22 protein-coding genes and 1 pseudogene are annotated in these 24,216 nt (G+C 70.1%); 6 read left to right on the top strand and 17 right to left on the bottom strand.

From position 1 onward, the window contains the following. From KVT44_RS16390 to KVT44_RS16380, 3 genes and pseudogenes are all read right to left on the bottom strand, one after another. Positions 1 to 345: thiamine pyrophosphate-binding protein (locus KVT44_RS16390; RefSeq protein ID WP_254649444.1), on the bottom strand; the 345-nt coding region annotated here is incomplete at its 3' end. Positions 346 to 534: 189 nt separating this feature from the next. Next, positions 535 to 1,164 (bottom strand): NAD(P)-dependent oxidoreductase, encoded by a 630-nt coding sequence (locus KVT44_RS16385; RefSeq protein WP_254649443.1) that lies wholly within the window; start codon positions 1,162 to 1,164, stop codon positions 535 to 537. Continuing rightward, positions 1,161 to 1,957, bottom strand: a pseudogene (locus KVT44_RS16380) (EamA family transporter). Before KVT44_RS16380 ends, KVT44_RS16385 begins: the two are co-directional and overlap by 4 nt. Before the next feature lie 102 nt (positions 1,958 to 2,059). Here KVT44_RS16380 and KVT44_RS16375 point away from each other — a divergent pair. Then, positions 2,060 to 2,959, top strand: coding sequence for a LysR family transcriptional regulator (locus KVT44_RS16375; RefSeq protein ID WP_217567570.1), 900 nt, complete (start codon positions 2,060 to 2,062; stop codon positions 2,957 to 2,959). A 112-nt stretch (positions 2,960 to 3,071) separates the two neighbouring features. Here the strand turns inward: KVT44_RS16375 and KVT44_RS16370 are convergent, their stop codons facing one another. Beyond that, complete coding sequence (locus KVT44_RS16370; protein WP_217567569.1) at positions 3,072 to 4,082, bottom strand: zinc-binding dehydrogenase; 1,011 nt, start codon at positions 4,080 to 4,082, stop codon at positions 3,072 to 3,074. After that, positions 4,075 to 4,515, bottom strand: coding sequence for a tautomerase family protein (locus tag KVT44_RS16365; RefSeq protein WP_217567568.1), 441 nt, complete (start codon positions 4,513 to 4,515; stop codon positions 4,075 to 4,077). Before KVT44_RS16365 ends, KVT44_RS16370 begins: the two co-directional genes overlap by 8 nt. 123 nt (positions 4,516 to 4,638) lie before the next feature. On the opposite strand from KVT44_RS16365, the gene KVT44_RS16360 reads away from it, so the two are divergent. After that, positions 4,639 to 5,229 (top strand): TetR/AcrR family transcriptional regulator, encoded by a 591-nt coding sequence (locus tag KVT44_RS16360; protein ID WP_099922111.1) that lies wholly within the window; start codon positions 4,639 to 4,641, stop codon positions 5,227 to 5,229. A gap of 113 nt (positions 5,230 to 5,342) precedes the next feature. Here KVT44_RS16360 and KVT44_RS16355 read toward each other — a convergent pair whose 3' ends face one another. The 6 genes from KVT44_RS16355 to KVT44_RS16330 all read right to left on the bottom strand — a co-directional run bounded on the left by KVT44_RS16355 (position 5,343) and on the right by KVT44_RS16330 (position 11,903). Beyond that, positions 5,343 to 5,819, bottom strand: coding sequence for a tautomerase enzyme (locus tag KVT44_RS16355; RefSeq protein WP_217567567.1), 477 nt, complete (start codon positions 5,817 to 5,819; stop codon positions 5,343 to 5,345). A gap of 113 nt (positions 5,820 to 5,932) precedes the next feature. Then, positions 5,933 to 7,429 (bottom strand): FAD-binding oxidoreductase, encoded by a 1,497-nt coding sequence (locus KVT44_RS16350; RefSeq protein WP_217567566.1) that lies wholly within the window; start codon positions 7,427 to 7,429, stop codon positions 5,933 to 5,935. Between the two features lie 296 nt (positions 7,430 to 7,725). Further along, positions 7,726 to 9,114 (bottom strand): S8 family serine peptidase, encoded by a 1,389-nt coding sequence (locus KVT44_RS16345; protein WP_217567565.1) that lies wholly within the window; start codon positions 9,112 to 9,114, stop codon positions 7,726 to 7,728. A 222-nt stretch (positions 9,115 to 9,336) separates the two neighbouring features. Next, entirely contained in the window at positions 9,337 to 10,512 is a 1,176-nt protein-coding gene (locus KVT44_RS16340; protein WP_308314023.1) for an acyltransferase, read from the bottom strand. 305 nt (positions 10,513 to 10,817) lie between these two features. Further along, positions 10,818 to 10,982, bottom strand: a complete 165-nt coding sequence (locus tag KVT44_RS16335) for a hypothetical protein (protein ID WP_217567563.1) — start codon at positions 10,980 to 10,982, stop codon at positions 10,818 to 10,820. Positions 10,983 to 11,168: 186 nt separating this feature from the next. After that, positions 11,169 to 11,903 (bottom strand): rhomboid family intramembrane serine protease, encoded by a 735-nt coding sequence (locus KVT44_RS16330; protein ID WP_190170903.1) that lies wholly within the window; start codon positions 11,901 to 11,903, stop codon positions 11,169 to 11,171. 211 nt (positions 11,904 to 12,114) lie between these two features. Between KVT44_RS16330 and KVT44_RS16325 the strand changes: the two genes are divergently transcribed. Further along, positions 12,115 to 12,798, top strand: a complete 684-nt coding sequence (locus tag KVT44_RS16325; RefSeq protein ID WP_308314022.1) for a GntR family transcriptional regulator — start codon at positions 12,115 to 12,117, stop codon at positions 12,796 to 12,798. A 95-nt stretch (positions 12,799 to 12,893) separates the two neighbouring features. Here the strand turns inward: KVT44_RS16325 and KVT44_RS60025 are convergent, their stop codons facing one another. Both KVT44_RS60025 and KVT44_RS16315 read right to left on the bottom strand, forming a co-directional pair. Beyond that, positions 12,894 to 13,736 carry a calcium-binding protein gene (locus KVT44_RS60025; protein WP_302832059.1) on the bottom strand — a complete coding sequence of 281 codons (843 nt, stop codon included), beginning with the start codon at positions 13,734 to 13,736 and terminating at the stop codon, positions 12,894 to 12,896. Between the two features lie 149 nt (positions 13,737 to 13,885). Beyond that, the gene (locus tag KVT44_RS16315; RefSeq protein ID WP_217567562.1) at positions 13,886 to 15,088 is read right to left on the bottom strand and encodes an MFS transporter; all 1,203 of its coding nucleotides are present in this window, start codon (positions 15,086 to 15,088) and stop codon (positions 13,886 to 13,888) included. A 103-nt stretch (positions 15,089 to 15,191) separates the two neighbouring features. Between KVT44_RS16315 and KVT44_RS16310 the strand changes: the two genes are divergently transcribed. Next, a complete protein-coding gene (locus tag KVT44_RS16310; protein ID WP_217567561.1) occupies positions 15,192 to 16,157 on the top strand; it encodes an ArsR family transcriptional regulator in 966 nt (321 codons plus the stop codon). A 40-nt stretch (positions 16,158 to 16,197) separates the two neighbouring features. Here KVT44_RS16310 and KVT44_RS16305 read toward each other — a convergent pair whose 3' ends face one another. Beyond that, entirely contained in the window at positions 16,198 to 17,130 is a 933-nt protein-coding gene (locus KVT44_RS16305) for an SMP-30/gluconolactonase/LRE family protein (protein ID WP_308314021.1), read from the bottom strand. Positions 17,131 to 17,263: 133 nt separating this feature from the next. On the opposite strand from KVT44_RS16305, the gene KVT44_RS16300 reads away from it, so the two are divergent. Both KVT44_RS16300 and KVT44_RS16295 read left to right on the top strand, forming a co-directional pair. Then, entirely contained in the window at positions 17,264 to 17,770 is a 507-nt protein-coding gene (locus KVT44_RS16300) for a glutathione peroxidase (RefSeq protein ID WP_099922103.1), read from the top strand. An 87-nt stretch (positions 17,771 to 17,857) separates the two neighbouring features. Next, positions 17,858 to 18,724 carry a MerR family transcriptional regulator gene (locus KVT44_RS16295; protein WP_217567559.1) on the top strand — a complete coding sequence of 289 codons (867 nt, stop codon included), beginning with the start codon at positions 17,858 to 17,860 and terminating at the stop codon, positions 18,722 to 18,724. Positions 18,725 to 19,083: 359 nt separating this feature from the next. Here the strand turns inward: KVT44_RS16295 and KVT44_RS16290 are convergent, their stop codons facing one another. The 3 genes from KVT44_RS16290 to KVT44_RS16285 form a co-directional block, all read right to left on the bottom strand. Then, positions 19,084 to 20,919, bottom strand: a complete 1,836-nt coding sequence (locus KVT44_RS16290; protein WP_308314020.1) for an MFS transporter — start codon at positions 20,917 to 20,919, stop codon at positions 19,084 to 19,086. Further along, positions 20,916 to 21,101 (bottom strand): hypothetical protein, encoded by a 186-nt coding sequence (locus KVT44_RS58060; RefSeq protein ID WP_254649493.1) that lies wholly within the window; start codon positions 21,099 to 21,101, stop codon positions 20,916 to 20,918. The genes KVT44_RS16290 and KVT44_RS58060 overlap by 4 nt, the downstream gene beginning before the upstream one ends. Before the next feature lie 296 nt (positions 21,102 to 21,397). After that, positions 21,398 to 24,091 carry a D-alanyl-D-alanine carboxypeptidase gene (locus KVT44_RS16285; RefSeq protein WP_217567557.1) on the bottom strand — a complete coding sequence of 898 codons (2,694 nt, stop codon included), beginning with the start codon at positions 24,089 to 24,091 and terminating at the stop codon, positions 21,398 to 21,400. Between the last annotated feature and the right edge of the window lie 125 nt (positions 24,092 to 24,216).

The raw sequence follows: 24,216 nt of genomic DNA, 5'->3' as shown, positions 1-24,216 counted from the left end.
CCGGCCCAGCGCCTTCAGCGGAATCGACCCGGAGACACAGACGACGGGGACGTGCTCGCTGTACGCGCCGGCGACACCGTTGATCGCGCTCCAGGAGCCGACGCCGGGGGTCACCACGAGCCCCGAGATGCCGGTGAGCCGCACGTAGCCGACGACCGCGTAGGCGGCATTCAGCGCGTTGCAGGTGCCGACCCACGTGAACTCGCCGAGTTCCTCCATCTGCTGGAGGAACTCGAGGTTGGAGTCACCGGCGACCCCGAACAGGCGCCGGATGCCCGCCTCCCGCAGACGGCGCAGCAGGAAGTCGCCTATGGTCATGGTCGAACGCGCGGTCGTGATCGTCATTTCGTTCCCTGTCTCGCGGCTTACTGAGCCCCCTCATGGCCCCCTCGTGTCTCTCCCAGGCAAACCTGACCGGAGCGCCCACGCGACCCGGCGGCAGCCGCCGGAGTGACCAGGCGGGAGGTCTCTCGCGGCGCGTCCTGAGCACTCGCGAGGGCGCCGCTCGGAACATCGACCCGCCCGTCGACCGGCTCATTCCGACGGGCGTCCGTCGCGGTGGACGACCGTGATGAGGCGTTCGGGGCCACGGGTCTCGAGTTCGTCGACCACGGCGACGGCCAGGTCCTCGGCGCTGATCCACGATCGCCCGTCGGCGCCGGTGAGCAGCGTGTCGGTGCCGCGCCGATAGCGGCCGGTTCGTTCACCGGGCTCGAGCAGGGCCGGCGGGCTCAGGTAGACCCAGTCGGCATCGGCATGGGCCTGGCAGGTCCGCAACTGAGCTGTCCCGGCAGCGGCGACGGCCTTCAGTTCGGCGGGGACATACGCGCGGTTGTCGGCGACCCGCAGCTGTGCGGCGACATCCAGCACCGTGCGGGTGACGCCGACCAAGAACCCCTGGTCGACCGGAACGGTCCGCACGGTCAGCACGACGGCGTCCAAGGCGCCATTCGAGACGCCGTTCGAGGCGGAGCCTGCAAGCGCCTCGCGTACGGCGTACGAGTCGTTCGCATCGACCGCGATCGGTGTCACGTTCGGGTCCTCACTCGCAGGCTTCCGGGACAGGGCAAGCACCCGGTGTCCGCGTGCGCCGGCCTCGGTGATCACCCGGCTGCCGACCATCCCGGTGGCGCCGAGCACGGCGATCGTCATGCCTGTCTTCATCGGACCCGTTCTCCTCGTATCTGGTCTTCGCGCATCTGGTCTTCGCGCATCTGGTCTTCGCGCATCTGGTTCGGGGCATTGAGCTGCGCGGCGAGCAAGGCGGCGAGGGCGAGGACGAAACCAAGGGTCTGCGGCAGGCTCAGTGACTCGCCCAGCACGATGCCGATGACCGCGGCGACCAACGGAGACAGCAGCACCAGCGGTGCGGACGCGCCGACCGGCAGCTTGCCGATCCCGCGGAACCAGAGCGTGTACGCGATCAGCCCACCCATGCTGCCGAGCCACAGGCAGCCGCCGACCGCTCCGGCGTCGATCCGCTGTGGCACCCCCTCGACCGCGAGGGTGAGCGGGAGCAGCAGCAGGCCGCCGACGGTCAGTTGCCAGCCGGCCACGACCCCGCCGGCCATGTTGGTCGTATGGCCGAGGCCGGCGAGCACCCCGACGGCGTCCAGTCGGGCCTGCGGACCGAGCGCGGCGAGACCGACGCCGATCACGCCCAGCACGGCCCAGGTCAGTCGCCAGGCCGTCGGCCGGTCGCGGAGCACCGCGACGGCCAAGCCCGTGACCAGCAGCGGCTGGGCGGCATCGAGGGTGGCGGCGACACCGCCGGGGAGTCGTTCGGCGGCCAGGAACAACAGGGGCATCCCACCGATGTTGAGCAGGCCGAGGACGGCGGCCTTCCACCACCAGTCCCCTCGCACGCGGGGGCGAGGGCGGTCAGTGCGATCGTGACCGTCTGCTGTGTGGACGAGGTCCGCAGCCGGCCGGGTGATCGCTCGGTCGAGGAATGCATGTGATGAAGTCTCGGCATCACGCGTCATGAGTCCAACGCATGCTTGCCATGTCAGCCATGAACGAGAACGATCGATGCCGCGGTCGATGCGACGATTGACGCGTGGATCTCCAGCAGATGCGATACGTCGTCGCCGTCGCCAAAACCCGCAACTTCACGCGCGCGGCGGAGCGTTGTTTCGCGGTGCAGTCGTCGCTCAGTCACCGGATCGCGAGCCTGGAACGGGAGCTCGGGGTCAAGCTGTTCGCCCGCTCCAGCCGCCGCGTGGAGCTGACCGGCGCGGGAGCGGCGTTCCTCGTCGGCGCGCGCGAGTGTCTGGCCGCTGCCGACCGCGCGGCCGCCGACGCCGCCGCCGCGACCGGCGTGGTACGAGGCCGGCTCGCTGTCGGCGTGATCGTGACCACGGCTGCCGTCGACGTGCCCGAGCTGCTGCAGCGGTACCGCGCCCAGCACCCGGACGTCCAGGTCGCCCTCCGCTCCGGACGCAGCGACGAACTGGCGGCGGCCATCCGGAACGGCGACCTGGACATCGCCTTCCTCGGCCTGCCGGAGAGCGAACAGCCGTCCGGTGTGGAAAGCGTGGTGCTCGATCACGACGAGCACGTACTGGTGGTGCCGACCGGGCATCGGCTGGCGGGTGCTTCCCGGGTCACGCTGCACGAGATCGCCGAGGAGACGTTCGTGGACTTCGTGGCCGGGACACCCGCCCGGGCTCAGTCCGATCAGGCGTTCGCCGCCGCGGGACTGGCCCGCGACGTCGCGTACGAGGCCGGCGTCGTCGAGCTCATCACCCGACTGATCGCGCGCGGGCTCGGCGTCGCGCTGCTGCCGTCGGCGTTCATCCGGCCGCCGGCCGCCCACGACCCCGAACTGGCGTTGGTCCCGGTGGTCGACGGGCCGCATCGCATCGAGTATCTGGCGTGGAGCCGTTTCAACCCCAGCCCGGCGACCCGAGCGATGCTCGACGTCCTCGGGGTCGGTCGGCCGTCCACAGTGTCCTGACCCGCAACGGCGGGGAGCAGGCCCGCACGGGCGGCGAAGAGTTCCCGTAGCGGCCGAATCGACAAGGACAGCACGCTCGGTCACTACGACGCCGCCCGCGATCGGGGTGTCGTCAGTCGTCGGCGCGGACGAAGACGGGCTTGAGGTGCTTCTCGGGCAGTGCGTCGGGGAGTTGCTCCCAGTCGAGGACGTGGGAGACGACCCGGGCGGGGTCGACCCGGCCGGAGCGGGCGAGTTCGAGGGCGTCGGGGATGTGGTTGCGGACGTTGTCGCGGGCGACGCGCAGGGTGACGCCCGTGAGGTACATGTCGAGGAGGGGCAGCTCGCCGGGGCGGAAATGGTTGCCCGCGGACTCGCAGAAGCCTTCCGGTGCAAGGGACTTGACGGCGAGGGCGAGCTGGTCGACGCGGCCGGTGGCCTCGACGGCGAGGTCGAAACCATGCCGTACGGGCTCGGTCGCCGCGGCCGTACGGGCACCGAAGCTCTCGGCGATCCGGCGGTGTTCGGGGTCCGGGTCGACGTACAGGACGTCGGAGGCGCCGAGTGCGCGGGCGATGTCGCACACGTACAGACCGATGCTGCCGCGCGCGACGACCAGGACCCGGGCCCCGGGCCTGTTCTTCAGATGGGGTGCGACCAGGCGCCAGGACAGGGACCAGTTGTCACTGGCCGAGGCCATGGCGACCGGGTCGAGGCCCGCGGGCAGGGGTACGAGCATGGCGTCCGCGAAGGGCACGCGGACCAGGTCGGAGAAGAGACCGCCCCAACTACCGCCGATCGGTGCGCCGTACATGGCCATGTGCGGTACGGCCGTGCAGTGCGCGGTCAGTCCGGAGCGGCAGTTGTCGCAGCTGCCGCAGTTGATGGACCAGGGGACGACCACCAGGTCCCCGGGGGCTACGGCGGTCACGTCGTCGCCGGTCTCGACCACCCGGGCCACGCATTCGTGGCCCAGGGCGAATGGCGGGTCAAGGAAGCCGTGTCCGGCCAGGATCGCCGAGTCCACGTCGCAGGAGGTGGCGGCCACCGGAGCGACGATGGCCTCCCGGGCGGACCGGAGCTCGGGGTCGGGTGCCTCGCGCCATTCGACGGTGTGGCGGGCGACGTAGGTCAGTTCACGCATCGGCGCGCTGCCCCCGGTTCTCCTGAGCCAGTGCCACCAGGTCGGCGTAGTGGATGACCGAGCCGCCGGCGCCCCAGGTGCCGTCGGGCTGCTCGTGCACCAGCACCCACACCCGCAGCGCTTCGGCCTGGGAGAGCCCGGCGGCCTCGAGCACGGTCCTGGTGGCGTCCTCGACCAGTCCGGCCTTGCGTCGTTCGGACAGGGCACCCTGCGGAACCGTGACGTCCACCAGGAAGCGGGGTTCGTCGTCCTCGGCGGTGGTCTGCGCCCCCTCGGGCAGCTCGACCAGGTAGCTCCACGCCTGGGCCCGGAAGAACGCCGTGTCGGGCGCTCCCTCCCAGCGCAGCAGTACGGCGGCAAGGTCGCTCCGGACGCTCGCGCGTCCCTCCTCGGTGAGCGAACCGGCCGGAACGGTGAGCCGGATCAGCGGCATGACGAAGTCTCCCTCGGGCTGTGCGCACGGTCCATGAGCGGACCGCGAAGCGTCTATAACAGTCGTTATAACCGGAGGCCACGCTAGACTAAGACGAGCGTTATAACCAGAGGGAGCACGGTCTTGGCCAAACCCAGCGCGCCGTCGCGCGAACGCATCGTGGCCGGTGCGGCCGACATGATCAGCAGGCGCGGCCTGAACGGCACCAGCATTCGCGACCTGGCCAAACACGCCAAAGCGCCACTCGGCTCGACGTACCACTACTTCCCCGAGGGCAAGCAGCAACTGGCCACCGAGGCGGTGCGGTACGCGGATGCGGCAGTCACCCGCGTCCTGCGCAAGGAACTGGACGCGGGCCCGGTCGCCGGGCTGCACGCCTTCCTCGCACTGTGGCGCGGCATCGTCCTCGCGAGCGACTTCCGCGCGGGCTGCCCCGTGTTGGCCGTCGCCGTCGAGGAGCCGCCGGCCGACGAGACCCCGCCCGCCCTCGTCGCCGCCACCGAGGCGTTCGACCGCTGGGAGCAGTTGCTCGCCGAGGCGCTGCGCGAGCACGGCGCCGCCCCCGACCAGGCTCCCGGGCTCGCGACCCTCGTCGTGGCATCTGTCGAGGGCGCCATCGCCATGTGCCGCGCCAAGCGCACCATGGAGCCCCTGGACCAGGTCGCACGGCAACTCGAAGCCCTGATCCTCGGCGCGCTCGACCAGCCGGCGTGACAGGCGTCCCGGTGCGAGGATTCGGGATGCCTGCCCGGACAGTCCCTCGACGCCGACAGGCCCTCGGCGTTGACAGGCCCTCGGCGCCGACAGCCCCTCGGCGCTGAAAGGCCCTAGGCTCCGACCGCCATGCGGATCGCCTTGATCTTCTCCTCGGTGAACACGCCGCTGTCGAGGAGGGAGAGGACGGAGAGGACGCCGCCGCTGGAGCCCCAGCTGCCCTCGTCGATGACCCGGAAGTTGACCCACCAGGCCGGCGACGGCGTCGACAGGCCGCAGGCTTCGGCCATCGCGGCCAGGACGCGCTCGACGACCTCGGCCCGGACCTCCCGGCGCCAGTCCCCGTCCATGACCGCCACGTCGATCACCATGACGTCGAGCCCCGGACCGGCGTCCGCCAGCAGACGGCCGCCGATGGCCATCATGTCCGGCGCGCGCTCCACGAAGTGCACCTGGAAACCGACTCGCGCGGCCGGCGCGAACCGGCCGACCTCGGGCACGAGCACCGCGTCCGTCAGCGTCTCGGCCAGCGTGCGGCGCTGCTCCAGACTCAGACGCCCTGTGGGTGTGTTCACGGTGATGATGGTCACGACCACCTCCTATGACGTTCGTTATAACGCGACTCCACCTGCACTATAACGATCGTCATAGAGGCCGGCCCGGGAGGGGTTTCCTCCCGGGCCGGCCCTTTGTGTTGGTTCGGTCAGCAGAACGCGGGCGGGATGCTCTGCTCGTACTGGAAGACGTTGCGGGGGTCGTACTTCGCCTTGATCTTGCGCAGCCGGTCGAAGTTGGATCCCCAGTAGGCGGTCTCCCAATCCTGGATTCCGATGTTCGGCACGTTGACGTAGGCGCCGTTCACGTACGGCCGCAGTGCCTGGCTGAACTCGGCGATCCAGGCCTGGGCCTGCGGGGTGAGAGGGTCGCAGACACCTGGCTGTCCTGTACGAGTCCCCCAGCCGGCGCCGGGCTCGGAGTAGAAAAGCGCGTCGCGATGCGGGAACGCCGTGCCGCCGCGGGGGCTCTTCCTGACCGCCCCGCCGAAGGCCTGGGTGAAGAAGTTGCTGTCGTCCGTGGGGGCGTCCTGCATGAATGAGGCGATCAGGCTGATCGCTTTCTCCGGGAACGGCTTTCTGGTGAACTGCGAAAAGAACTTCCAGTTCGCGGGCTCGTCCTCGGTCGGAATCTGGAATCCCGCGTACACGTCGCCCCAGTTACCCACCTGCACCGAGACCTGGGGGTCGCCGACCGACAGAATCGGGGCCAGCAACTCGTTCGCCTCTTCCGGCGTTCCTTCAGCGAGGACCGCGAACAGCAGGATCTGGTTCTTGTGGATCTCGACCTGGGTTCCGAGGCGGTTGTCGGCGGTCGGCGCCGTACGCTGCCATGCGTCGAAGACCCCGTGCAGGTCCCCGATTCCCTCCCACGTGGCCTGCACATAAGTGACGCTCTTCAGCGGAGCCGCTTTGTAGGTGAGTGACGTGACGATCCCGAAGTTGCCGTTCCCCGCCCCGCGCAGCGCCCAGAGCAGGTCCGAGTTGTTGTTCAAGTCCGCCTTGACCACCTTGGCGCACTCGGCACCCGACGCGACGACGACCTCGGCCCCCACCAGGCTGTCGCAGGCCATGCCGAGGTAGCGGGTGAGGAAGCCGAAACCGCCGCCGAGCGTCGCACCGGACAGACCCACGGTGCCTTCCGTCCCGGTCGTCACCGCGAGGTCCTTCTTCGCGAGCGTGGTCACGGCCTCCAACTGGCTGAGCCCGGCGCCGACCGTCGCGATACGAGAGGCGGTGTCGATGTGGACCGACTTCAACTCGCTGATGTCGATCACGATGCCGTTGTCCACGTTGGACCAGCCCTCGAGGCTGTGGCGCCCGCTGCGCACTCGCAGCGCGACGTCGTTCTGCCGCGCCCACGTCAGGGCGTTGACCACGTCCTGGGTGTTCTGGGCGAAGACGATGACCAGCGGATAGTGAGCGAAGAGCTCGTCCCAGCCCAGGCTCGCATTCGGGTACCCGGGGTCGTCGGGACGGACGATGCGGCCGGTCAGCGTCGCCGGTTTGCATTTCGCGCCCTCGCCCCCTTCGGTCGCGGCGCTCGCTCCCGGGGCTTCCGCTGCCGCGACACCCGAGAGAACCACCGCGCCGGCGCCGGCCGCCGCCGTCGCCTTGAGCAGGCCGCGACGAGAATAGTCGTGCATGGTCAGTTTCCTCTCGACCGGATTGCGCCGGAATTTAACCAAGGCGATGGGAACCGCAGATTAACAAGGGTGACCGTGGCCGTTTTGTCCGACACGCTAATCGAGGAAGAGGGCGGCATACCGAAGGAGGATATGTGCGAGAGGGAATTAATCAGCCTGTCGTCGATTTCGAGTATTTAGATCCTCTCATCCTGAATCCACCGACTTGATTTCTGCAGATAAAAAGACGGACGGCCCGGGTGTGGAACCCGGGCCGTCTCAGGGGCATCTTTCAGGGGCCGACTCGCAGGGGCAACTCAGCCGCGGTGGCTCGCTCGGGCGAGTGCGGGCACGAAGCGGAGGGCGTCGACGGTGCCCACGCCGGTGGCCATGTCGTAGCCGTTGACGGCCTTGTAGCCGGTGACGCCTTCGTAGCTGTTGTTCGTGCCGTCGTTGACGTCGACGACGCCGGCGCTCTTGTCGTGGTGGGCGGAACGCTTGGAGAGCGCGTACAGCGCCTCGTTGATGTTGCCCACCCGGTGGCCGGCCGCCTGGTCGGCGAGGGCGACGATGCCCGAGAAGAGCGGACTGGCCTCACTGGTGCCGCCGGTGACGTCCCAGCCGGTGGCGGTCGGGTCGAAGCTGGAGTAGATCCAGGCACCGCCGTTGACCGCGGCGGCCAGCGACACGTCCGGGGTGCCGCGGCGGGCGCCGACGACGTTCTTCACGCCGTTCTGGAAGGCCGGGCGGGAGAAGACGTGGGACTGGCCGCCGCCGCCCGAACCGTAGTCGTTGTAGACGCTGTCGGGCTTGACGCGCTGACCCTTGTCGTTCAGGTGGAGTTGAGTGCCGCCGATGGAGGTGACCAGCGGGTCCGAGGAGGGCCAGGAGTTGACGCGCTTGTTGTAGTAGGTCTTGCCGTCCGCCTTCAGGTCGGTGGCGCCGCCGTCACCGGAGGAGGCGAGAACGGTCACGTGCTTGCGGTTCGCGTCCTCGAAGGCGTAACGCAGCTTCTTGATGCTGGAGAAGTCGCCCTTGTCGAAACCGGGGAAGGTGTCCTCGGTGGCGCCGAAGCTCTGGCTGATGACGTCGCCGACGCCATGGTCGATCAGGTGCTTCTCGGCGTCCATCATCTCCGGCAGACCGGTGGTGCCCTCGGTCTCGGCGACCGCCGTCTCCACCAGGACGATCTTGGCGTCCGGCGCGACGGCGTGCGCCATCTCGACGTCCAGGGTGGTCTCGCCCGCCCAGCCGGTCATGTCGGCGTTCTTGGGATCGAAGACGGGAACCTTGCCCCACTTGACCACGTTGACCTTGGTGCTGCGCAGGCCGAACTGCTTGCTGTAGACGTCGAGATCGTGCTGAACGGTCGGGGAGCCGTACGAGTCGACGATGACGATCGTGCGCCCCTTGCCCGTGATGCCCTTCCGGTACAGCGCGTTGAGGTCGTACGCGGTGCGGTACTGGAGCGGGTTGTAACAGGCGATGTGCCACTTGGCCTGGCACTGCTCGCAGGAGAGCGGGCTGGCCACGTCGCGGACGAGGGTGTGCCCGGCGATGGCCGGGACGGCCTTGGTGTGCGGTACGGCGGCAGGCGCGGCGGTGGTGACGCCGGCCAGCGGAGCGGTCGCCAGCGCGGCGACGGCGAGGGCGGCGGTGGCGGCCGTGGAGGCCGCGATGCCGCGCCCGGTACGGGATATGTGCATGAATCCCCCTGGGTGGTCCTGAGTTGCACGAAGTGGTCTCCGTGCATCTCATCGAGTGAGACATGCACAGGACAAGACCATTGAACTGTCGATGCCGAACCCTTTACCCAAACAGCACCTGCGGCGCGAACGGCCTGCTTGGCCAGCACATTCACGGCGTGCGGACCCGCCGGGTGCGCGGCCGGGCGACGATCGCCCGGGGCGCCGTCGTACCACCACCCGTCAAGAGCGCGGCGTCGGCGGCTGCAGGTCGAACGCGGCCGTGTTCAGCGAGCGCCGCATGGCCAGCGCGACGGGCCGCTCGACGAAGCGGTGCACGAGGTACGACAGGACGATCAAAGCGGTCACCGTGGCCACGACCAGCGCCGAGGGATCGATCCGGTCGCCGTAGTGGTGGGCGACGGTCATTCCGATCGTGTCGTGCAACAGGTACAGCGGGAAGGTCATCGCACCCGCGACGGTCAGCCCGCGCCAGCGGATCCGACGGGTCCCGCCGAGCGCGATGGCGCCCATCACCAGGAAGAACAGCGTGGTCACGAGGATCAGCCAGCCGCGCCACGGCGTCCACGTGGCCCAGTTGACGCGGCCGCCGTGGGGTGCCAGCAGGAAGTGCAGCGCCAGCAGCCACGACATGGCGACGATCCCCCACAGCAACGGCGTCGGCCGGTAGCGGTGCATGAGGTAGAAGGCCATGCCCGCGATGAAGTACGGGGCTGACGTCGGGTTCACCATCAGCGTGAGCAGCGGGATGTGGGCGCTGGGCGCCAGCACCGCGGCGACCGTCCACAACCCACAGAAGATCACCACCCGCTGGTGGGTGAGGCCCTTCCACACCACGACCGCGAACGTGAGGTAGAAGCAGAGTTCCGGCCAGAGCGTCCAGTAGACCGGGTCCAGGTTGGACACACCGAGCGGGGTCTGCAACATCGTGAAGTTCGCGAAGAGCACCCGCGGGTTGGGGTGCCCGAACGGGGTGTCGGCGAAGTAGATGACGCACGCCGACACCACGATCGCGATCCAGTACATCGGGTACAGACGGGTGACGCGTGAGATGAAGAAGTCACGCGGGGTACGCCCCCACGCGCTCATGCAGATGACAAAGCCGCTGATCAGGAAGAACAGATCGACACCGAGCCGCCCGAAGGCGAAGTAACCGTGCGCCTCCGGGAAGGTGCTCTGGTACGGGCGCCCCCAGACGACGACCATCGCCCCGGGGGTCTGGCCGACGAAGTGGAAGAGGACCACCGACAGCGCCGCCAGGAATCGCAGCCCGTCCAACGCGGCGAGCCGGTCCCCGCGGGCGCCCCGCCTGACCGGGATCACCCGTGGCGCGGGGGCCGCCTGCGGCAACGGCGCTTCCTCCGCGACCGCTCCCTCGAGCCCCTGTCTCGTGGCCACGCCGGCCAGTCCCCTGCGATCGTCCGCCTGGGTCATGCGTCCCCCGTTCCAGGGTCGTCCTTCTTTTTCGGACAGGCCGCGGAAGCCCCCGATCACATGCCCGACGGTCAAATGACAAGGTTGCCGGATTTGCACCCTTCAGGCGGGGATGACGGCGCCGCCGAGGCCAATGGATGGCGCGTACCCACGGTCCACCGTGCGATACGGGCCTATCGGTGTGAGCCAGGCCGCACACGGCGGGAGGCCGGGGCGGTGGCGTGCGGAATCTCGCGGAGCAGCGGGTACGACTCGCCCGCGAGCCGGATTCAGATGCCTTCGGGTTCGTCGAGCGCGGCGAGACGCGTGGCGTGGTCCCGGTGGACCTCGGCGATGTACGTGACGACGGAGCCGGACTGCTGTTCCAGGGCGAACATGACATCGCCGTAGCAGGCGTGGTCGAGTACGGCGCTTACGGCTCCCCCGACGGTCAACGGACCCGTGGCCACCTGGTCGTTGGAGAAGACGCGGCCGGGTCGAACCCGGGCGTACGCTTCAGCACTCGCGCGCGAGAGCCGTCGATGACGGCTAGTTCGTGTTCCTTCCTCAGGGGGCGGCAGCCGTTCCCCCGGCCGCGGCGGGTCCTTTGCAGTGCCAGTGCATGATCGGCCGGACAGGCCCTAGAGCAGGCCCAGGTCGCCGAGTTCCTTGTGGAGGTCGGCGCGTGGGTTGTCAGGGCGGGGCTGAAGGGCGGCGCGGGTGGTCGGGCCGGTGCCGCCGCCGGCGCGGGTGTCCTTGGCGGGCCGGGGGCGTCGGTCCCGGAAGAGCCAGGCCCCGACGAGGCCGCCGATCAGGCCGCCGAGGTGTCCCAGCCAACTCACCCCCGGCGTCCCGGGCACCGCCACGGTGAGCATGTAGGCGAAGGAGGCCGCCATGACGACACCGATCAGCGTGTCGATCAGATGCCGGTCGAAGAGCCCGCGCACCACGACATAGCCGAAGTACCCGAAGATCAGGCCGCTGGCGCCGACCGTGTCCACGTTGCCCCGCTCGAGGAACCAGACCGTGAGGCCGCTGGTCACCACGATGAGCAGGCTCAGCCCGAGGAAGCGGACCACCCCTCGGTAGGCGGCGAGGAATCCGAAGACGAACAGCGGTCCCGAGTTGCTCTCGATGTGTGCCCAGTTCCAGTGCAGGAAGGGTGCGGTGAGGATGTTGGGCAGCGTGCCGATGTCGCCGGACACCACTCCGTAGTCCCGCGAGAGTGCGTAGTGGTCGGCGAAGTTCGCGAGCTGCGCCAGCCAGACCAGCGCCAGGAACCCGAACATCACGAAGAACGCCTTCCGCGCCTCCGCGATCATCTGCTCGGGACCCATCGGCCCCGCACCGACGCGATCCCGTTCCGCCCCGCCCATGGCACGCTCCCCTCCCCGGCGGATCCGCATCCGCTCCACGCCCACACCCCCAGAATGCCAGCAGCCACCGGGGCCCGGATCCCAACGGTCGGGGCCAGATTGTTGACGATTTTGTGTACCCATCCTACGGTCGGTAACCATCTCCCAGGAGAGCGGAGAACTCGAGGAAGCCCGAGGCGCTCCAGGAGCTCGAGACCGAAGGAGTACGTACGTGTCCCCAGCTACCGGCAGTGCCAAAGGCAGCGGCGCCGCGGCCAAGGAGCAGGCCCTCGTCGCGCTGCGCAGGGCCATCCTCGCCGGTGACATGGTGCCAGGACAGCGACTGGTCGAGGCCGAGTTGGCCGAGCAGTTCGACGTCACACGGGCCAGCGTGCGGGCCGCGCTGGTCGATCTCGCCGCCGACGGCCTTGTGGAGCGGATCCGCAACCGCGGGGCCCGGGTCCGTACCGTGTCCGTGAGCGAGGCGGTGGAGATCTACGAGTGCCGCATGGTGCTCGAGGGGCTGTGCGCGGCCAAGGCCGCCGAACGGGTCACCGATGCGCAGATCACACAACTCCTCGCGCTCGGCGAGCAGTTGCGCGCCGCCGTCCAGGCCGCCGAGCCCCTGAAGTACTCCGAGCTCAACCGCCAACTGCACGACTTCGTCCGGGACATCTCCGGCCAGGACACCGCCGCCGAACTCCTCACCCGCCTGAACGCGCAGATCGTCCGCCACCAGTTCCGGCTGGCCCTGCAGTCCGGACGCCCCCAGGTCTCCCTGGGCGAACACCTCGCCCTCGTCGAGGCCATCGCCGCGCGTGATCCGCAGCGCGCCGAGGCGGCCGCCCGTGCTCATGTGGCCAGCGTCATCGAGGCCCTGCGCGCCGTCGAGGGGTCCGGGACGGGCAGGGCCTGACCTCAGGGGGGACGGTCAGGCTCTCGGCCCCAGGGGAGACCGAGAGCATGTCGGGCCGGCGTTCCTCACGCCCGCCCGACCACCCCGCGAACGGGTCAGTTCTGGTACGTCTTGTTGCGGCCGGGGCCGCCGGACAGGAAGTCCTTGCCGGCCCCTCCGTGCAGGACGTCGTTGCCGCTGTTGCCGTACAGCTTGTCGTCGCCCGCACCGCCGTACAGGATGTCGTTGCCACGGCCGCCCTGGAGCAGGTCACGGCCCGCGTTGCCGTACAGCTTGTCGTTGCCGTCGTCGCCGAACAGCGAGTTGTCGCCGCTCGTGCCCGACAGGCTGTCGTCGCCCGCGCCACCGTGGCACTCGGCGCTGCAGTTGACGAGGGTGTCGTTGCCCGCGCCACCGTTCGCGCCCTCGTCGTAGACCCCACCGCCGCCGGAGAGACGGTCGTTGCCGCCCTGGCCGTAGAGGACGTCGACGCCGTGGCCGGTCAGGGTGTCGTTGCCCGGCCCGCCGTAGATCCTCGTGTACCCGCCGCTGGTGTTGCTGGTCGTCGCGGTGTCGTTGCCGTCGCCGAGGTCGACGATCAGGGAGTCGAGATCGGACGCCGAGGTGTTGGGCTCGGTCACCGTGCAGACCGCCTTGGTGTCGTCGCCGCCGGCCGGGCGGACGCAGCCCGCGCCGAGGGAGATCTTGACGGTGTCGTCGAAGGTGTAGATGAAGTCGCTCAGCTGGGAATCCGGGTCGAACGCACCGAGCGCCCAGGAGATGGACAGGTGGTTCGTCTGACCAGCGGCCGCCGTGTAGAATAGCTTCTGACCGACGACGACCGCGGTCGCGCTCTTGGCGGGCGCGGCCTGTGCCGCGGGGGCGGCGAGGGTGACGGCCACGGCGGCGGTGGCGAGCGCCAGCGCCCTCGGCAGAGCGGTGATGCGGCGACTGAACATGGTTGCTTCTCCTCCACGGGGCCCGACGGGCCCAACGGGGCCCTGGGGGCCGATGAGGTCCGCGCACAAGTCCGTGCGCGTGTGGTCATCCCGTTCGACGACGTCCTCCGCAGGGGAGTTGTGGCTCCGGTCGTACAACTTTTCGGCGTTCAGAGGGAGTTCACTTCTGGTTGCTTCTGTTGTGGTGTGGACACTTCCGGGCGTTGGCGGGGGCCCGAAATCAGCAGCGTCGCGGCGATCGAAGTGATCGCCATCACCGTCATCGCCGTTCCGGGCGAGGTGAGTTGGGCGACCGATCCCGCCAGCGCCGCGCTCACCCCCTGCATCGTGAGCATGCCCGAGGAGTGCAGCCCCAGGGCGTGCCCGCTCAGCTCGTCCGGGGTCAGGGCCATCAGGCGTTCCTGCTGGATCAGACTCGCCCCGAAGCCGACCGAGGCGAGGGCGACCGCGCCCGCCGCCACCGCCACCCCCGGCCGCAGCGCGAACAGCAGATAGGGCGTCGCCAGGAGCAACAGGAACGGAATGCCCAGGCGACCGCGGACCGCGGGCGGGATGAAACGGCCCGTCGTCACATCGCCCACGAACATGCCGAACGCCGCGAAGGCGAAGAGCAGACCCGCCCGGTCCGGGGCGTACGACACGTACAGGGACTCGCAGCCGACGATCAGACCGTTCGGGATCCACAGGAGCAGGTACGTCGTCCGGCGCGGGCGCGAGGACCACAGCAGCGCGTTGGTACGCCAGGTCTGCGCGATCGAGGGGCGGCCGGTGGCCCTCGGCTCCCGGCGGGTCATGCCGAAGCGGGTGATCAGGGCCGCCGCGAGATACAGGGCCGCCGCGCCCGCCAGCGTGATCCTCGGCGAGAGCACCGCCACCAGGACGCCGCCCGTCGCGTAACCCGTGATCTGCGTGAGGCCGTTCGCCATGTTGAAGACCGAACGGCCCAGCAGATAGCCGTCCTTGGACAGGATCTCGTTCAGCAGACCCCAGCGGACACCGCCGCCGAGGGACGAGAACAGACCCAGGACGAAGATCAGGAGGAACAGGCCCCAGACCGGAAGCCCCGGCGTCGCCATCACCGCCGTACCGACGGCGAAGGACAGGGCGATGCCCGTCATCGTGGCGCGCGGCGCCAGCCGGTCCGCCGCCGACAACAAGGTGGTCGCGCCGACCACCTGGGCGAGCTGCGGCCCGAACATGCTCACCGCCGGCAGCAGCGGCGAGTCCGTCGCCCTGTACACCAGCGTCCCGACGGCGAGGCCGGCGATCGTCGAGGCCGCCGAGTTGAGCGCGGAGGACAGAAAGAGAGGGGTGAACTCCCGGGTGCGGAAAAGGTCGGAGTAGCTGCGCATGCGCGGAGTCTCGGGTGGCGCCCGGCGTGGTCGTTATTGTTTCGCGGAGGAGCGAAACCACACAGGGCCATGGACGGCGAGAGAGAAGCGGCGGGAGGTGCGGATGGGCTGGTGGCAGATCAACGCCGACACCCTCGCCCGCACCCGTTTCGTGCTCTCCCCGCTCGCCGAGACCTTCGCCGCCGTCAAGCTGTTGCACGCGGGGACCGCCGCGCACCCCGGGGAGCGGGCCTGGCTCGACGCCCATCTGCCCGCGTACAAAAGACGGCTGGCCGGTGACCCCGTCACCGCGCTGCTCATACGGTCCGGGCTCGGGCGGAACTGGATCGCCGACTTCCTGACGCCGACGCCGCGCGGCGAGGCCGACTTCGAGGAGGAGGTCGCCCGGGTGCGGGAGGCGTCGGCCGTGGACGCGCGGGCCCATCTCACCGTCTCCCTCGCAGGGCCGCTGCCCGCCGCCCTGCACCGCGACGACCTCCCGGAGCGCGCCGCCGACCTGCTCACCCACGTCTGGACCGAGGCCGTACGCCCGTACTGGGACCGGCGGCGGCGCGTCCTGGAGGCCGATGTCGTCGCCCGGACCGCGCAGTTGAGCCAGGGCGGCTGGGCGGCGGCCCTCGACGCGCTGCGGCCGGGCACGCGCTGGCTCGGCGACAACCGGCTGCAGGTCAACCTCCACGAGTACCCGCCACGCGAGATCTCCGGCGCCGAGCTGATGTTCGTACCGATCACACCGCAGCGGCACGGCTGGGTGTCATGGGAGGAGCCGGACCGGTACGCCGTCGTCTACCCCTGCTCGGGCGTGCTCGCCGACACCGGTCCCGAGGCCGTGCCGGAGAGCCTGGGCGCGCTGCTCGGACCCGCCCGCGCCGGGGTCCTCGTCCTCCTCGACTCCCCCATGAGCACGACCCAGTTGGTGGCCCTGACCGGGCAGGGGCTCGGCTCGGTCGGACGCCATCTGAAGGTGCTGCTGGACGCCCGGCTGGTACGGAGGGGGCGGGCCGGGCGGTCGGTGCTGTACTCCCGTACGCCCGCCGGGGAGGTACTCGTGAAGGCCCAGCGGGAGTAGGCCGGGAGGAGCGGGTGCCCCCGGTTACCGGTGTGCCGGTCTACCGGTGCCGCTGGATGCGCGGGGCGCCGGTCACCGACATCATCAGCGAGTACAAGGACGTGGACGCCGTGATGAAGAGGCGGTTGTTCTTGGGGCCGCCGAAGGTGATGTTGGAGACCCTCTCGGGGATCAGGAGCCGGCCGATGAGGGTGCCGTCGGGGTCGTAGCAGTGCACCCCGTCGTCCAGGGCGGCCGCCCACAGCCTGCCCTCGTCGTCGAAGCGGATGTTGTCGAAGTGAACACCATTCTTTGCTTCCGCGAACGTTCTCCCGTCCGTGAGGGTGCCGTCGTCGCGGACGTCGAAGGCGCGGATGCGGGCGGCGCGGGAGTCGGAGACGTACAGCTGCCGTTCGTCGGGCGAGAAGACGACGCCGTTCGGCCCGTCGAAGCCGTCCGCGGCGAGCCGTACCTCGCCGGTACCCGGGTCGAGGCGGTAGACGTGGCACGCGCCGATCTCCGACTCGGCCCGGTGGCCCTCGTAGTCGCTCAGGATCCCGAAGTCCGGGTCCGAGAACCAGACCGAACCGTCCGACCGTACGACCGCGTCGTTCGGGCTGTTGAGCCGCCTGCCGTCGTAGCGGTCGGCGAGGACGGTGACCGATCCGTCGTGCTCCGTCCGGGTCACCCGGCGGTTGCCCTGCTCGCAGCTGATCAGGCGGCCCTCACGGTCCAGGGTGTTGCCGTTGCTGTTGCCCGCGGGGGTGCGCAGGACGCCGACCGTGCCGGTGGGCTCGTCCCAGCGCAGGATGCGGTCGTTGGGGATGTCGCTCCAGATCAGCTGGCGCCAGGCGGGCACGTACAGCGGGCCCTCGGCCCAGCGGGAGCCGTCGTGGAGGACCTCCAGCCTGCCGTCGCCGTTCGTGCAGCGGCCGGTGACGAAGCGGTCGTCGAGTACCTCGTAGATGCCCTTGATCGTGTTCGCTGTGGTCACGGTCGCGACCTTACCGAGCGGACGGGGACGTGGCCGGGCGGACGCTGAGCGCATGCCGGGCGGACGCTGAGCGGATGCGGGGCGGAAGACGGGCGGCGGCCGGGGCGACATCAAGCGGAGTTAGCATCCGTTTATGACTACTGACAGTTCAAGCAGTTCCGTGCTCGACGTCCGGATCGACTCCCTCCAGGGCGGCACCGCGGACCTCGGGCAGTACCGCGGCAAGACCGTGCTCATCGTGAACGTGGCCTCCAAGTGCGGGCTGACCCCGCAGTACGCGGGCCTGGAGCGGCTGCACGAGCGGTACGCGGGGCAGGGCTTCACCGTGCTCGGTGTGCCCTGCAACCAGTTCATGGGGCAGGAGCCCGGCACCTCCGAGGAGATCGCCGAGTTCTGCTCCGCGACCTACGGCGTCACCTTCCCGATGACCGAGAAGGTCGAGGTCAACGGGGACGCGCGGCACGAGCTCTACCAGCGTCTTGTGAACACCGCCGACGGCGAGGGCCACACCGGTGACATCCGCTGGAACTTCGAGAAGTTCCTGATCGGGCCGGGTGGAGACGTGGTGGCGCGGTTCTCGCCGCAGACCGAGCCGGAGTCGGCGGAGGTCGTGGCGGCGGTGGAGAAGGCGCTCGCGTAACTCCGGGTTCCGCTCCGGAAAGCCGTGGGTTGACCTTGCCCCTGGGGCAGGGAGCAGCGTCCTTTGTCACCGGGCGGAAGGCGCCCGGTGACGGAGGATGGGCTCGTGCGACAGGAACTGCTCACGATCGGCGCGTTCGCCGCCCGCGCGCGGCTCTCGCCGAAGGCGCTTCGGCTGTACGACCGGCTCGGACTGCTCGCTCCGGCCCACGTCGACGAGGTCAGCGGATACCGCTACTACCGCGCCGACCAGGTCGAGCGCGCCCGGCTGGTCGCGCTGCTGCGGCAGCTCGACATGCCGCTCGCGCGGATCGCCGAGGTGGTGGAGGTCGGGGCGGCGCAGGGCGCCGTGCTCCTCGCCACGTACTGGGCGGATGCCGAGGCCCGGTTCGCTTCGCAGCGGACGCTCGCCGAGTACCTCCGTGGACGGCTGTCCGGGAGGAGTACCGACATGTACGGGAAGTTCGTGGTCGAGACGGTGGATGTGCCGGAGCGGGTGGTGCTGACGGAGAAGCGGCACACGTTGGCGGATGAGCTGCCGGTCTGGATTCCGGCCTCGCTGGGTCGGCTGGAGGACGGGGCGCGGGAGTGCGGTGGGACGACCGGCTCGCCCTTCGTCGTCTACTACGCCGAGGTCAGCATGGAGAGTGACGGGCCCGCCGAGTCGTGCGTGCCGGTCGCCGACGAGGGGGCTGCGCGGGCGTGGGCCGAGAAGCGGGGGCGGGCGTCGGGGATCGGGGTGCGGGTGGAGCCGGCGCGGCGGCTCGCGTACGCGCGGATCACCAAGGCGCAGGTGGCTCATCCGCAGATCATCGCCGCGTTCGAGGCGGTCGAGGCGTGGATGGGGGAGCGGGGGCTGTCGTACGACGGTCCCTGCCGGGAGGTGTACTTCGCGGACTGGGATGCGGCGGGGCCGGAGGACGCGGTGTGTGACGTGGCGTTTCCGGTGAGGTGAGGTGAGACGCGGGCTGGGGCGGGCACCGGAGGGTTCTCGCCCCCGCCGCCCCTACCCGTCCCATCCCTGGGGGCTGCGCCCCCAGACCCCCCATCGGCCTGAACGGCCTCGTCCTCAAACGCCGGACAGGCTGAAGGTGCGGGCCGGGGTGGGCGGGCCATCGGCCTCGCCCTGAAACACCGAACGAGCCCGGGCTTTAGGGGCGCGGGGAACTGCGCGACCAGCCCCCACCGACCCGCGGCCGAAGAACCTCCGGCAGCCGGGCATGTGGGGCGCAGCCCCACCCCTAGGGGCGCGGGGAACTGCGCGACCAGCCCCCACCGGCCGTCAGCCGAAGAGCCTCCGGCGCATCCGTCAGGTCAGCGCAGTTCCTCGGGGCACGGGGTTCCCCGGGGGAGTTGGTACGGGGCCGCCAGGCGGTAGGTGCCGGGGGCGGGGGCCAGGAGTTCGGTCCACTTGTCGCCGGAGGCGTTCTCCGCGGTTTCCATGAGGCAGCCGTTGAGGTTGTCGTACGTCTTCGGCGTACCCTCCGCGCGGTGCTTGGACTTCTGCGTCTCCTGCGGAGCCTTCACGCTCTTGCCCTTGGCGTCGACGAGCCCGAGCCACGGGGAGTACGGAATGCGGATGAGAACGCGGCCCGCCTTCTTCACCTCGATGGTCAGTTCGCCCTGCTCCGCCCGATCGACGACGGCCGGCGGATCGGCCAGCGGCGTGGGATCCGTGACCGAGAAGAGCTGCCAGTTCGCGTCGCCCCAGATCTGGCGAAGGTAGGGCATGCCGCGCTGGACCAGCTGACGCTCGCGTTCGCCGCCGTCCCCGTCCGGTTCGCCCTTGGGCAGCACCACGTAGTGGACGGCCCAGCGCTGCAGCCACTCGTGGTAGTTCGCGGAGTTGAGGGTGTCGTCGTAGAAGAGCGGGTTGCGCTCCATGTCGGCCTGGCGGTTCCAGCCGCGGGCGAGGTTCACGTACGGCGCGAGCGCGGACGCCTCGCGGTGGGAGCGGGCGGGGACCACCTCCACGCGGCCCTTCTCGGCACCGACCACCTGGAGCTGGTTCACCAGCGGAGCGAGCTCGCGGGCCCAGGACGCCGCCGGTGTCGTATGGATGATGTCGTCGACCGACTTGAAGCCGATCCACCCGACGAATCCGGTGAAGGCGAGGACGGTCACGTACCACTTGCGTGACTTCGGCGCGGTGAAGGGGAGCGCTGCGAGCAGCACGACGCCCTCGAGCAGCATCGCAAGGCGGGTGATGTTCGAGCCGATCTGCGAGCTGATCAGCCACACGAGGAGCACGGCGAGTCCGTACACCGCCGCCGTGATCCGGACCGTCTTCCACTCCTTGGGAACGAGCGCGAAGACCAGCCCGGCGGAGATCAGCGGCAGCGAGGCCGAGCCGAAGGACATCGGCTGGGTGCCGGAGAAGGGGAACAGCCAGGCCGAGAGCGCGACGACGACGGTCGGCGCGATGCCGAGCGCGTACGCGCCGGGCCGGCGTTTCTGGAGGAAGAGGGCGACCGCGACCAGGCCCACGAACAGTCCGGCCACCGGCGACGCGGCCGTCGCCAGCGCGGCGAGCGGCGCCGCGCACAGGGCCTTCGCCCAGCGCTTGTAGCGCCAGCGGTACGGCCAGCAGAAGACCACGGCCGCCGCGGCGAGCCCGAAGACCATGCCGAGGCCGTACGTCACCCGCCCCGACACCGCGTTGCAGATGAGCGCGAAGACACCCGCGAAGGCCGGCGCCAGCGGCTGCCGTATCGCACGGCTGCGGATGAGGATCATCGTCAGCAGGCCCGCCGAGATCGTCCCGGCGATCATCATCGTCGTACGGACGCCGAGGACCGACATCAGATACGGCGACACCACGCTGTACGACACCGGGTGCATACCGCCGTACCAGGCGAGGTTGTACGCCGAGTCCGGGTGCCGTCCCACGAACTCCGCCCACGCGTCCTGCGCCGCGAGGTCTCCGCCACTGTTCGCGAAGGTGAAGAACCAGACGACGTGCAGGAGGCCCGCCACGACGGTGACGAAGGCGACGGGGTGGCACAGGGCGAAGGCCTTGAGGCGGGTACGCCGGCCCTGTGTCCCGGACTCCGACGCCTTGGACTCCGACGCCTTGGACTCCGACGTCTTGGACTCCGACGTCTTGGACTCCGAAGTTTTCGACTCCGGTGTCACGGGCTGTCGCGTCACGGGCTCCCGCGGTTCGTCGTCCGTGAGGCCGTCGTCAGCGGGGTCGTCGGTGGCGTGTGCGGGCAGCCGTATTCGCGAGCCCGGTCCGCGATCCGGCTCAGGACCTGGTCCAGGGCCAGGGCCAGGGCCAGGGCCAGGATCGGCGTCGTCGGCGTGTGTCGGCTCCGCTGTCGCCACTGCAAGGCTCCCGTGTCCCGTTTTCTCGTGTTCGGCCCGGGACCCGCGGCCCGCGACCTGCCCCGATCTCGCGACGCTAGCACGCACCCCGCCGGGGAGCTCCCGGGTGGGGCGCCCCGACGGGGTGCGGTGCGTTCGTGCCGCGCTCACAGCGGGCTCACGGCGCGTTCACATGGCGTTCGGGGCGCTTCCGGCGTACGGGGGATACGCCCCCTGCTGGAAGCGCGCCCCACTCGTACGCCCGTACCCGTACCCGTACGCCCGCACCCTCCTGCGTACGTCGCTCACTGTGTACGGCCGCTCAGCTCACGCGGGTCAGCTTGGCGCCGAAGCCCGGCTCGGCGAGGTCCTTCTGGAGCTCGACGGGAACCTGCACGGCACTGCTGCTGCCGCCGTCGCCCACGGTGAGCGAGCCCACCTTGGTGCCGGCCTTCGCGGAGTGCGGCAGCTCCGAGGAGACGAAGGACAGCTTGACCTTGAGTCCGGCCCAGCCGACCGCCGTGACGTCCTTGGTGATCACGACCGGCGTACGGCCGCCGAGCCCGTCGTCGACGTAACCGACGACATCGCCCTTCTTCAGGATCGTCGCGGACTTCAACGAGGCCTGCGCGGCGCGGATCAGCTTGTCGCCCGCGGCCAGGGCGCCGCCGAGGATGGTGTTGTCACTGCCGCCGGGGCCCTGGCTGATCACCGCTCCGACGATGGTCCGCACCTCGCCGCCGATCTCCTTGGTCGCCGCGAAGACGAGGTTGCCGCCGGCCGCGGTGGTGGTGCCCGTCTTGATGCCGATGACGTTGTTGGAGCCGACGAGGTGGTTCCAGTTGCTGTGCCTGGTGCCCTTGTAGTCGGTGTACTCCATCATCCGGGCGACCTCGCGGAAGGAAGCGTCCTTCATCGCGGCCTTGGCCAGCTTCACCTGGTCCGCGGCCGTGCTCACGGTCGTCTTCGTCAGGCCGGACGGGTCGGTGTACGTCGTGTTCGTCATCCCGAGTTCCTTGGCGGCGGTGTTCATCTTGGCGACGAAGGCCGTCTCGGAACCGGCGTCCCAGCGGGCCAGCAGCCGGGCCACGTTGTTCGCCGACGCGATCAGGACGCCCTCCAGGGCCTCCTTCTGCGTGATGGTGTCGCCCGCGTGCACGTTGACCGTCGACTCGTCGCCGGCGTCCGACTGGTCCTGGGCCTTCTGGTCCACCTTGATCTTCGCGCCGTCGCCGGACTTGATCGGGTGGTCGCGCAGGATCAGGTACGCCGTCATCACCTTGGCGACGCTCGCGATCGGCGCCGCCTTCTGCGCGCCGGACGTGCCGAACGAACCGATGCCCTGGACGTCGAGCGCGCCCTGACCGGCGGACGGCCACGGGATGGAGGCGTCGCCGCCGCCGAAGGTGTAGCTGGACTCGGCGGTGAGGTCGAGCGTGGGGGTCGGCAGCGGCCGGAGCGACTGTGCGACCGCAAAGATGACCGCGAGCAGCAGGACCAGCGGCGTCCAGATCTTCACCCGGCGCGCGAGCGTCCGCACCGGGGTCTGCGGGGGCGGCGGCGTGTTCGTCAGCTCGGCCAGCAGGTCCAGCGGCGGCTTCGGCGGCAGCGGCTGCTGCGTGGTGCGCTCGGGGCCGACCTGCGGGAGGGCGGCGGTGGCGTCGGCGGGGGCCACCCTGGTGGGCGAGGAGGAGGCGGAGGGAACGGACGGGGTCGCCGTGGTCTTCGGCTTCACCCTCGACACGGGTTCGTCGAGGGGCTTGAGAGCCACGAATTTGCTGGTGCGCTCGGACGGGGTCTCGGGCTTCGGCCGGTCCGCCTTGGACTGGTCAGCCTTGGACTGCTCGGCCTTCGACTGGTCCGCGGGCTTGTCGGTGGCCGGCTTGGCACCGCCCAGCTTGAGCATCGTGGTGGGCTGGTCCACCGCCGGGCGCTTCGGCGCCTTGAAGATGGCGGTGGGCTGGTCGACGGGGGGCTCGGGCGCGTCGTCGGTGTCCGGGGTGTCCTTCGCGGACGGCGAGTCGTCGGCGGACGTCGAACCCTCGGCGGGCAGCGTGTCCTTGGAGTCCTTCTGCGCCGCCGCGTCCTTGGCGTCCTCGACGTCCGAGGGGGTTTCGGGGCTCGCGGAATCTTCGGGACCTTCGGAGTCCTCGGAGGTCTCGGAGGTCTTCTCCGAGGTCTCGGACGCGTCCTCCGGAGAGTCCTTCGCCTCCGCCGGCTTCGCGTCCTCGGTCTCGGTCTCGGGCTCGGTCTCGGGCTCGGGCGCCGTCTCGGACTCCGCGTCCGACGTGGACTTCGCGTCGGTCTTCGGCTCGGCGTCGGCATCGGTGTCGGCGTCATCCGCCGCCGCGCCCTCGGCCTCAACTTCAGCCTCGGACTCGGACTCGGACTCGGACTTGGCGTCAGCGTCCGCGTCGGAGTCGGAGTCGGAGTCGGCATCAGCGGCGGCATCGATGTCGGCACCGGCGTCGGACCCCGAAGCCGACTCCCCGTCAGCCTCGCCCTCAACCCCAGCCGCAACCTCAACCTCGGCCCCAGCCTCGGTCTCAACCCCAGCCGCAACCTCGGTCTCGGTCTCGGTCTCAGCCCCAGCCTCGGTCTCAACCTCAGCCCCGGTCCCGGCCTCCGCCGCCGTACCGGCCTTCTCCGCGCCCTTGGAGGCCTTGTCGGGGTCCTCCGGGCCCTTGGAGGCTTCCGGAACCCCGGACTCCCCCTCAGGGGCCTCCTCGTCCGCCCCTGCGACCCAGGCGGCCACGGCCTCGCGCAGTCGCGCGTCCTCCACGGGGCCCTTCCCTCCGGACCCGGCGGAACCTTCCGCCAACGCCCGCGTCGAGAACACCGCCGTCGCCTGATCCACCCTCACCGTGGCGGCCCGTTCGCGGGCCACCGCCAGACGGGGGTCGGCCGCCGCCGCGGCGGCCCGGTTCGGGCCCGCAACCGCGGCCGGGGTCCCCGGCGTCGCTTCTGCCGACGACGCCTCATGCTGCTTCGACCTGTCGGGGGACTCGCCCGCCACCGATGCCTCCTCCGTGCGCCACCCACCGGGCGCCCAACGAACCGTGAACCCTTGACCCGCCGCCCGGACATCGCTGTCCGAACCATGTACCAGTGTCCTGTGTGCGGGCTTAACCCCTGCGGTAG

The organism is Streptomyces sp. GbtcB7 (assembly GCF_019091445.1).
GTDB lineage: Bacteria > Actinomycetota > Actinomycetes > Streptomycetales > Streptomycetaceae > Streptomyces > Streptomyces mirabilis.
Note: the sequence above shows the minus strand (reverse complement) of the source record. Positions and strands in the feature narration are given on the sequence as shown.

Coding starts and splice junctions, on each gene's coding strand:
- KVT44_RS16300 (WP_099922103.1), top strand. CDS start 17,264: ATGACTACTGACAGTTCAAGCAGTTCCGTGCTCGACGTCCGGATCGAC.
- KVT44_RS16315 (WP_217567562.1), bottom strand. CDS start 15,088: ATGCGCAGCTACTCCGACCTTTTCCGCACCCGGGAGTTCACCCCTCTC.
- KVT44_RS16350 (WP_217567566.1), bottom strand. CDS start 7,429: ATGCACGACTATTCTCGTCGCGGCCTGCTCAAGGCGACGGCGGCGGCC.
- KVT44_RS16385 (WP_254649443.1), bottom strand. CDS start 1,164: ATGAAGACAGGCATGACGATCGCCGTGCTCGGCGCCACCGGGATGGTC.
- KVT44_RS16345 (WP_217567565.1), bottom strand. CDS start 9,114: ATGCACATATCCCGTACCGGGCGCGGCATCGCGGCCTCCACGGCCGCC.
- KVT44_RS60025 (WP_302832059.1), bottom strand. CDS start 13,736: ATGTTCAGTCGCCGCATCACCGCTCTGCCGAGGGCGCTGGCGCTCGCC.
- KVT44_RS16330 (WP_190170903.1), bottom strand. CDS start 11,903: ATGGGCGGGGCGGAACGGGATCGCGTCGGTGCGGGGCCGATGGGTCCC.
- KVT44_RS16370 (WP_217567569.1), bottom strand. CDS start 4,082: ATGCGTGAACTGACCTACGTCGCCCGCCACACCGTCGAATGGCGCGAG.
- KVT44_RS16310 (WP_217567561.1), top strand. CDS start 15,192: ATGGGCTGGTGGCAGATCAACGCCGACACCCTCGCCCGCACCCGTTTC.
- KVT44_RS16365 (WP_217567568.1), bottom strand. CDS start 4,515: ATGCCGCTGATCCGGCTCACCGTTCCGGCCGGTTCGCTCACCGAGGAG.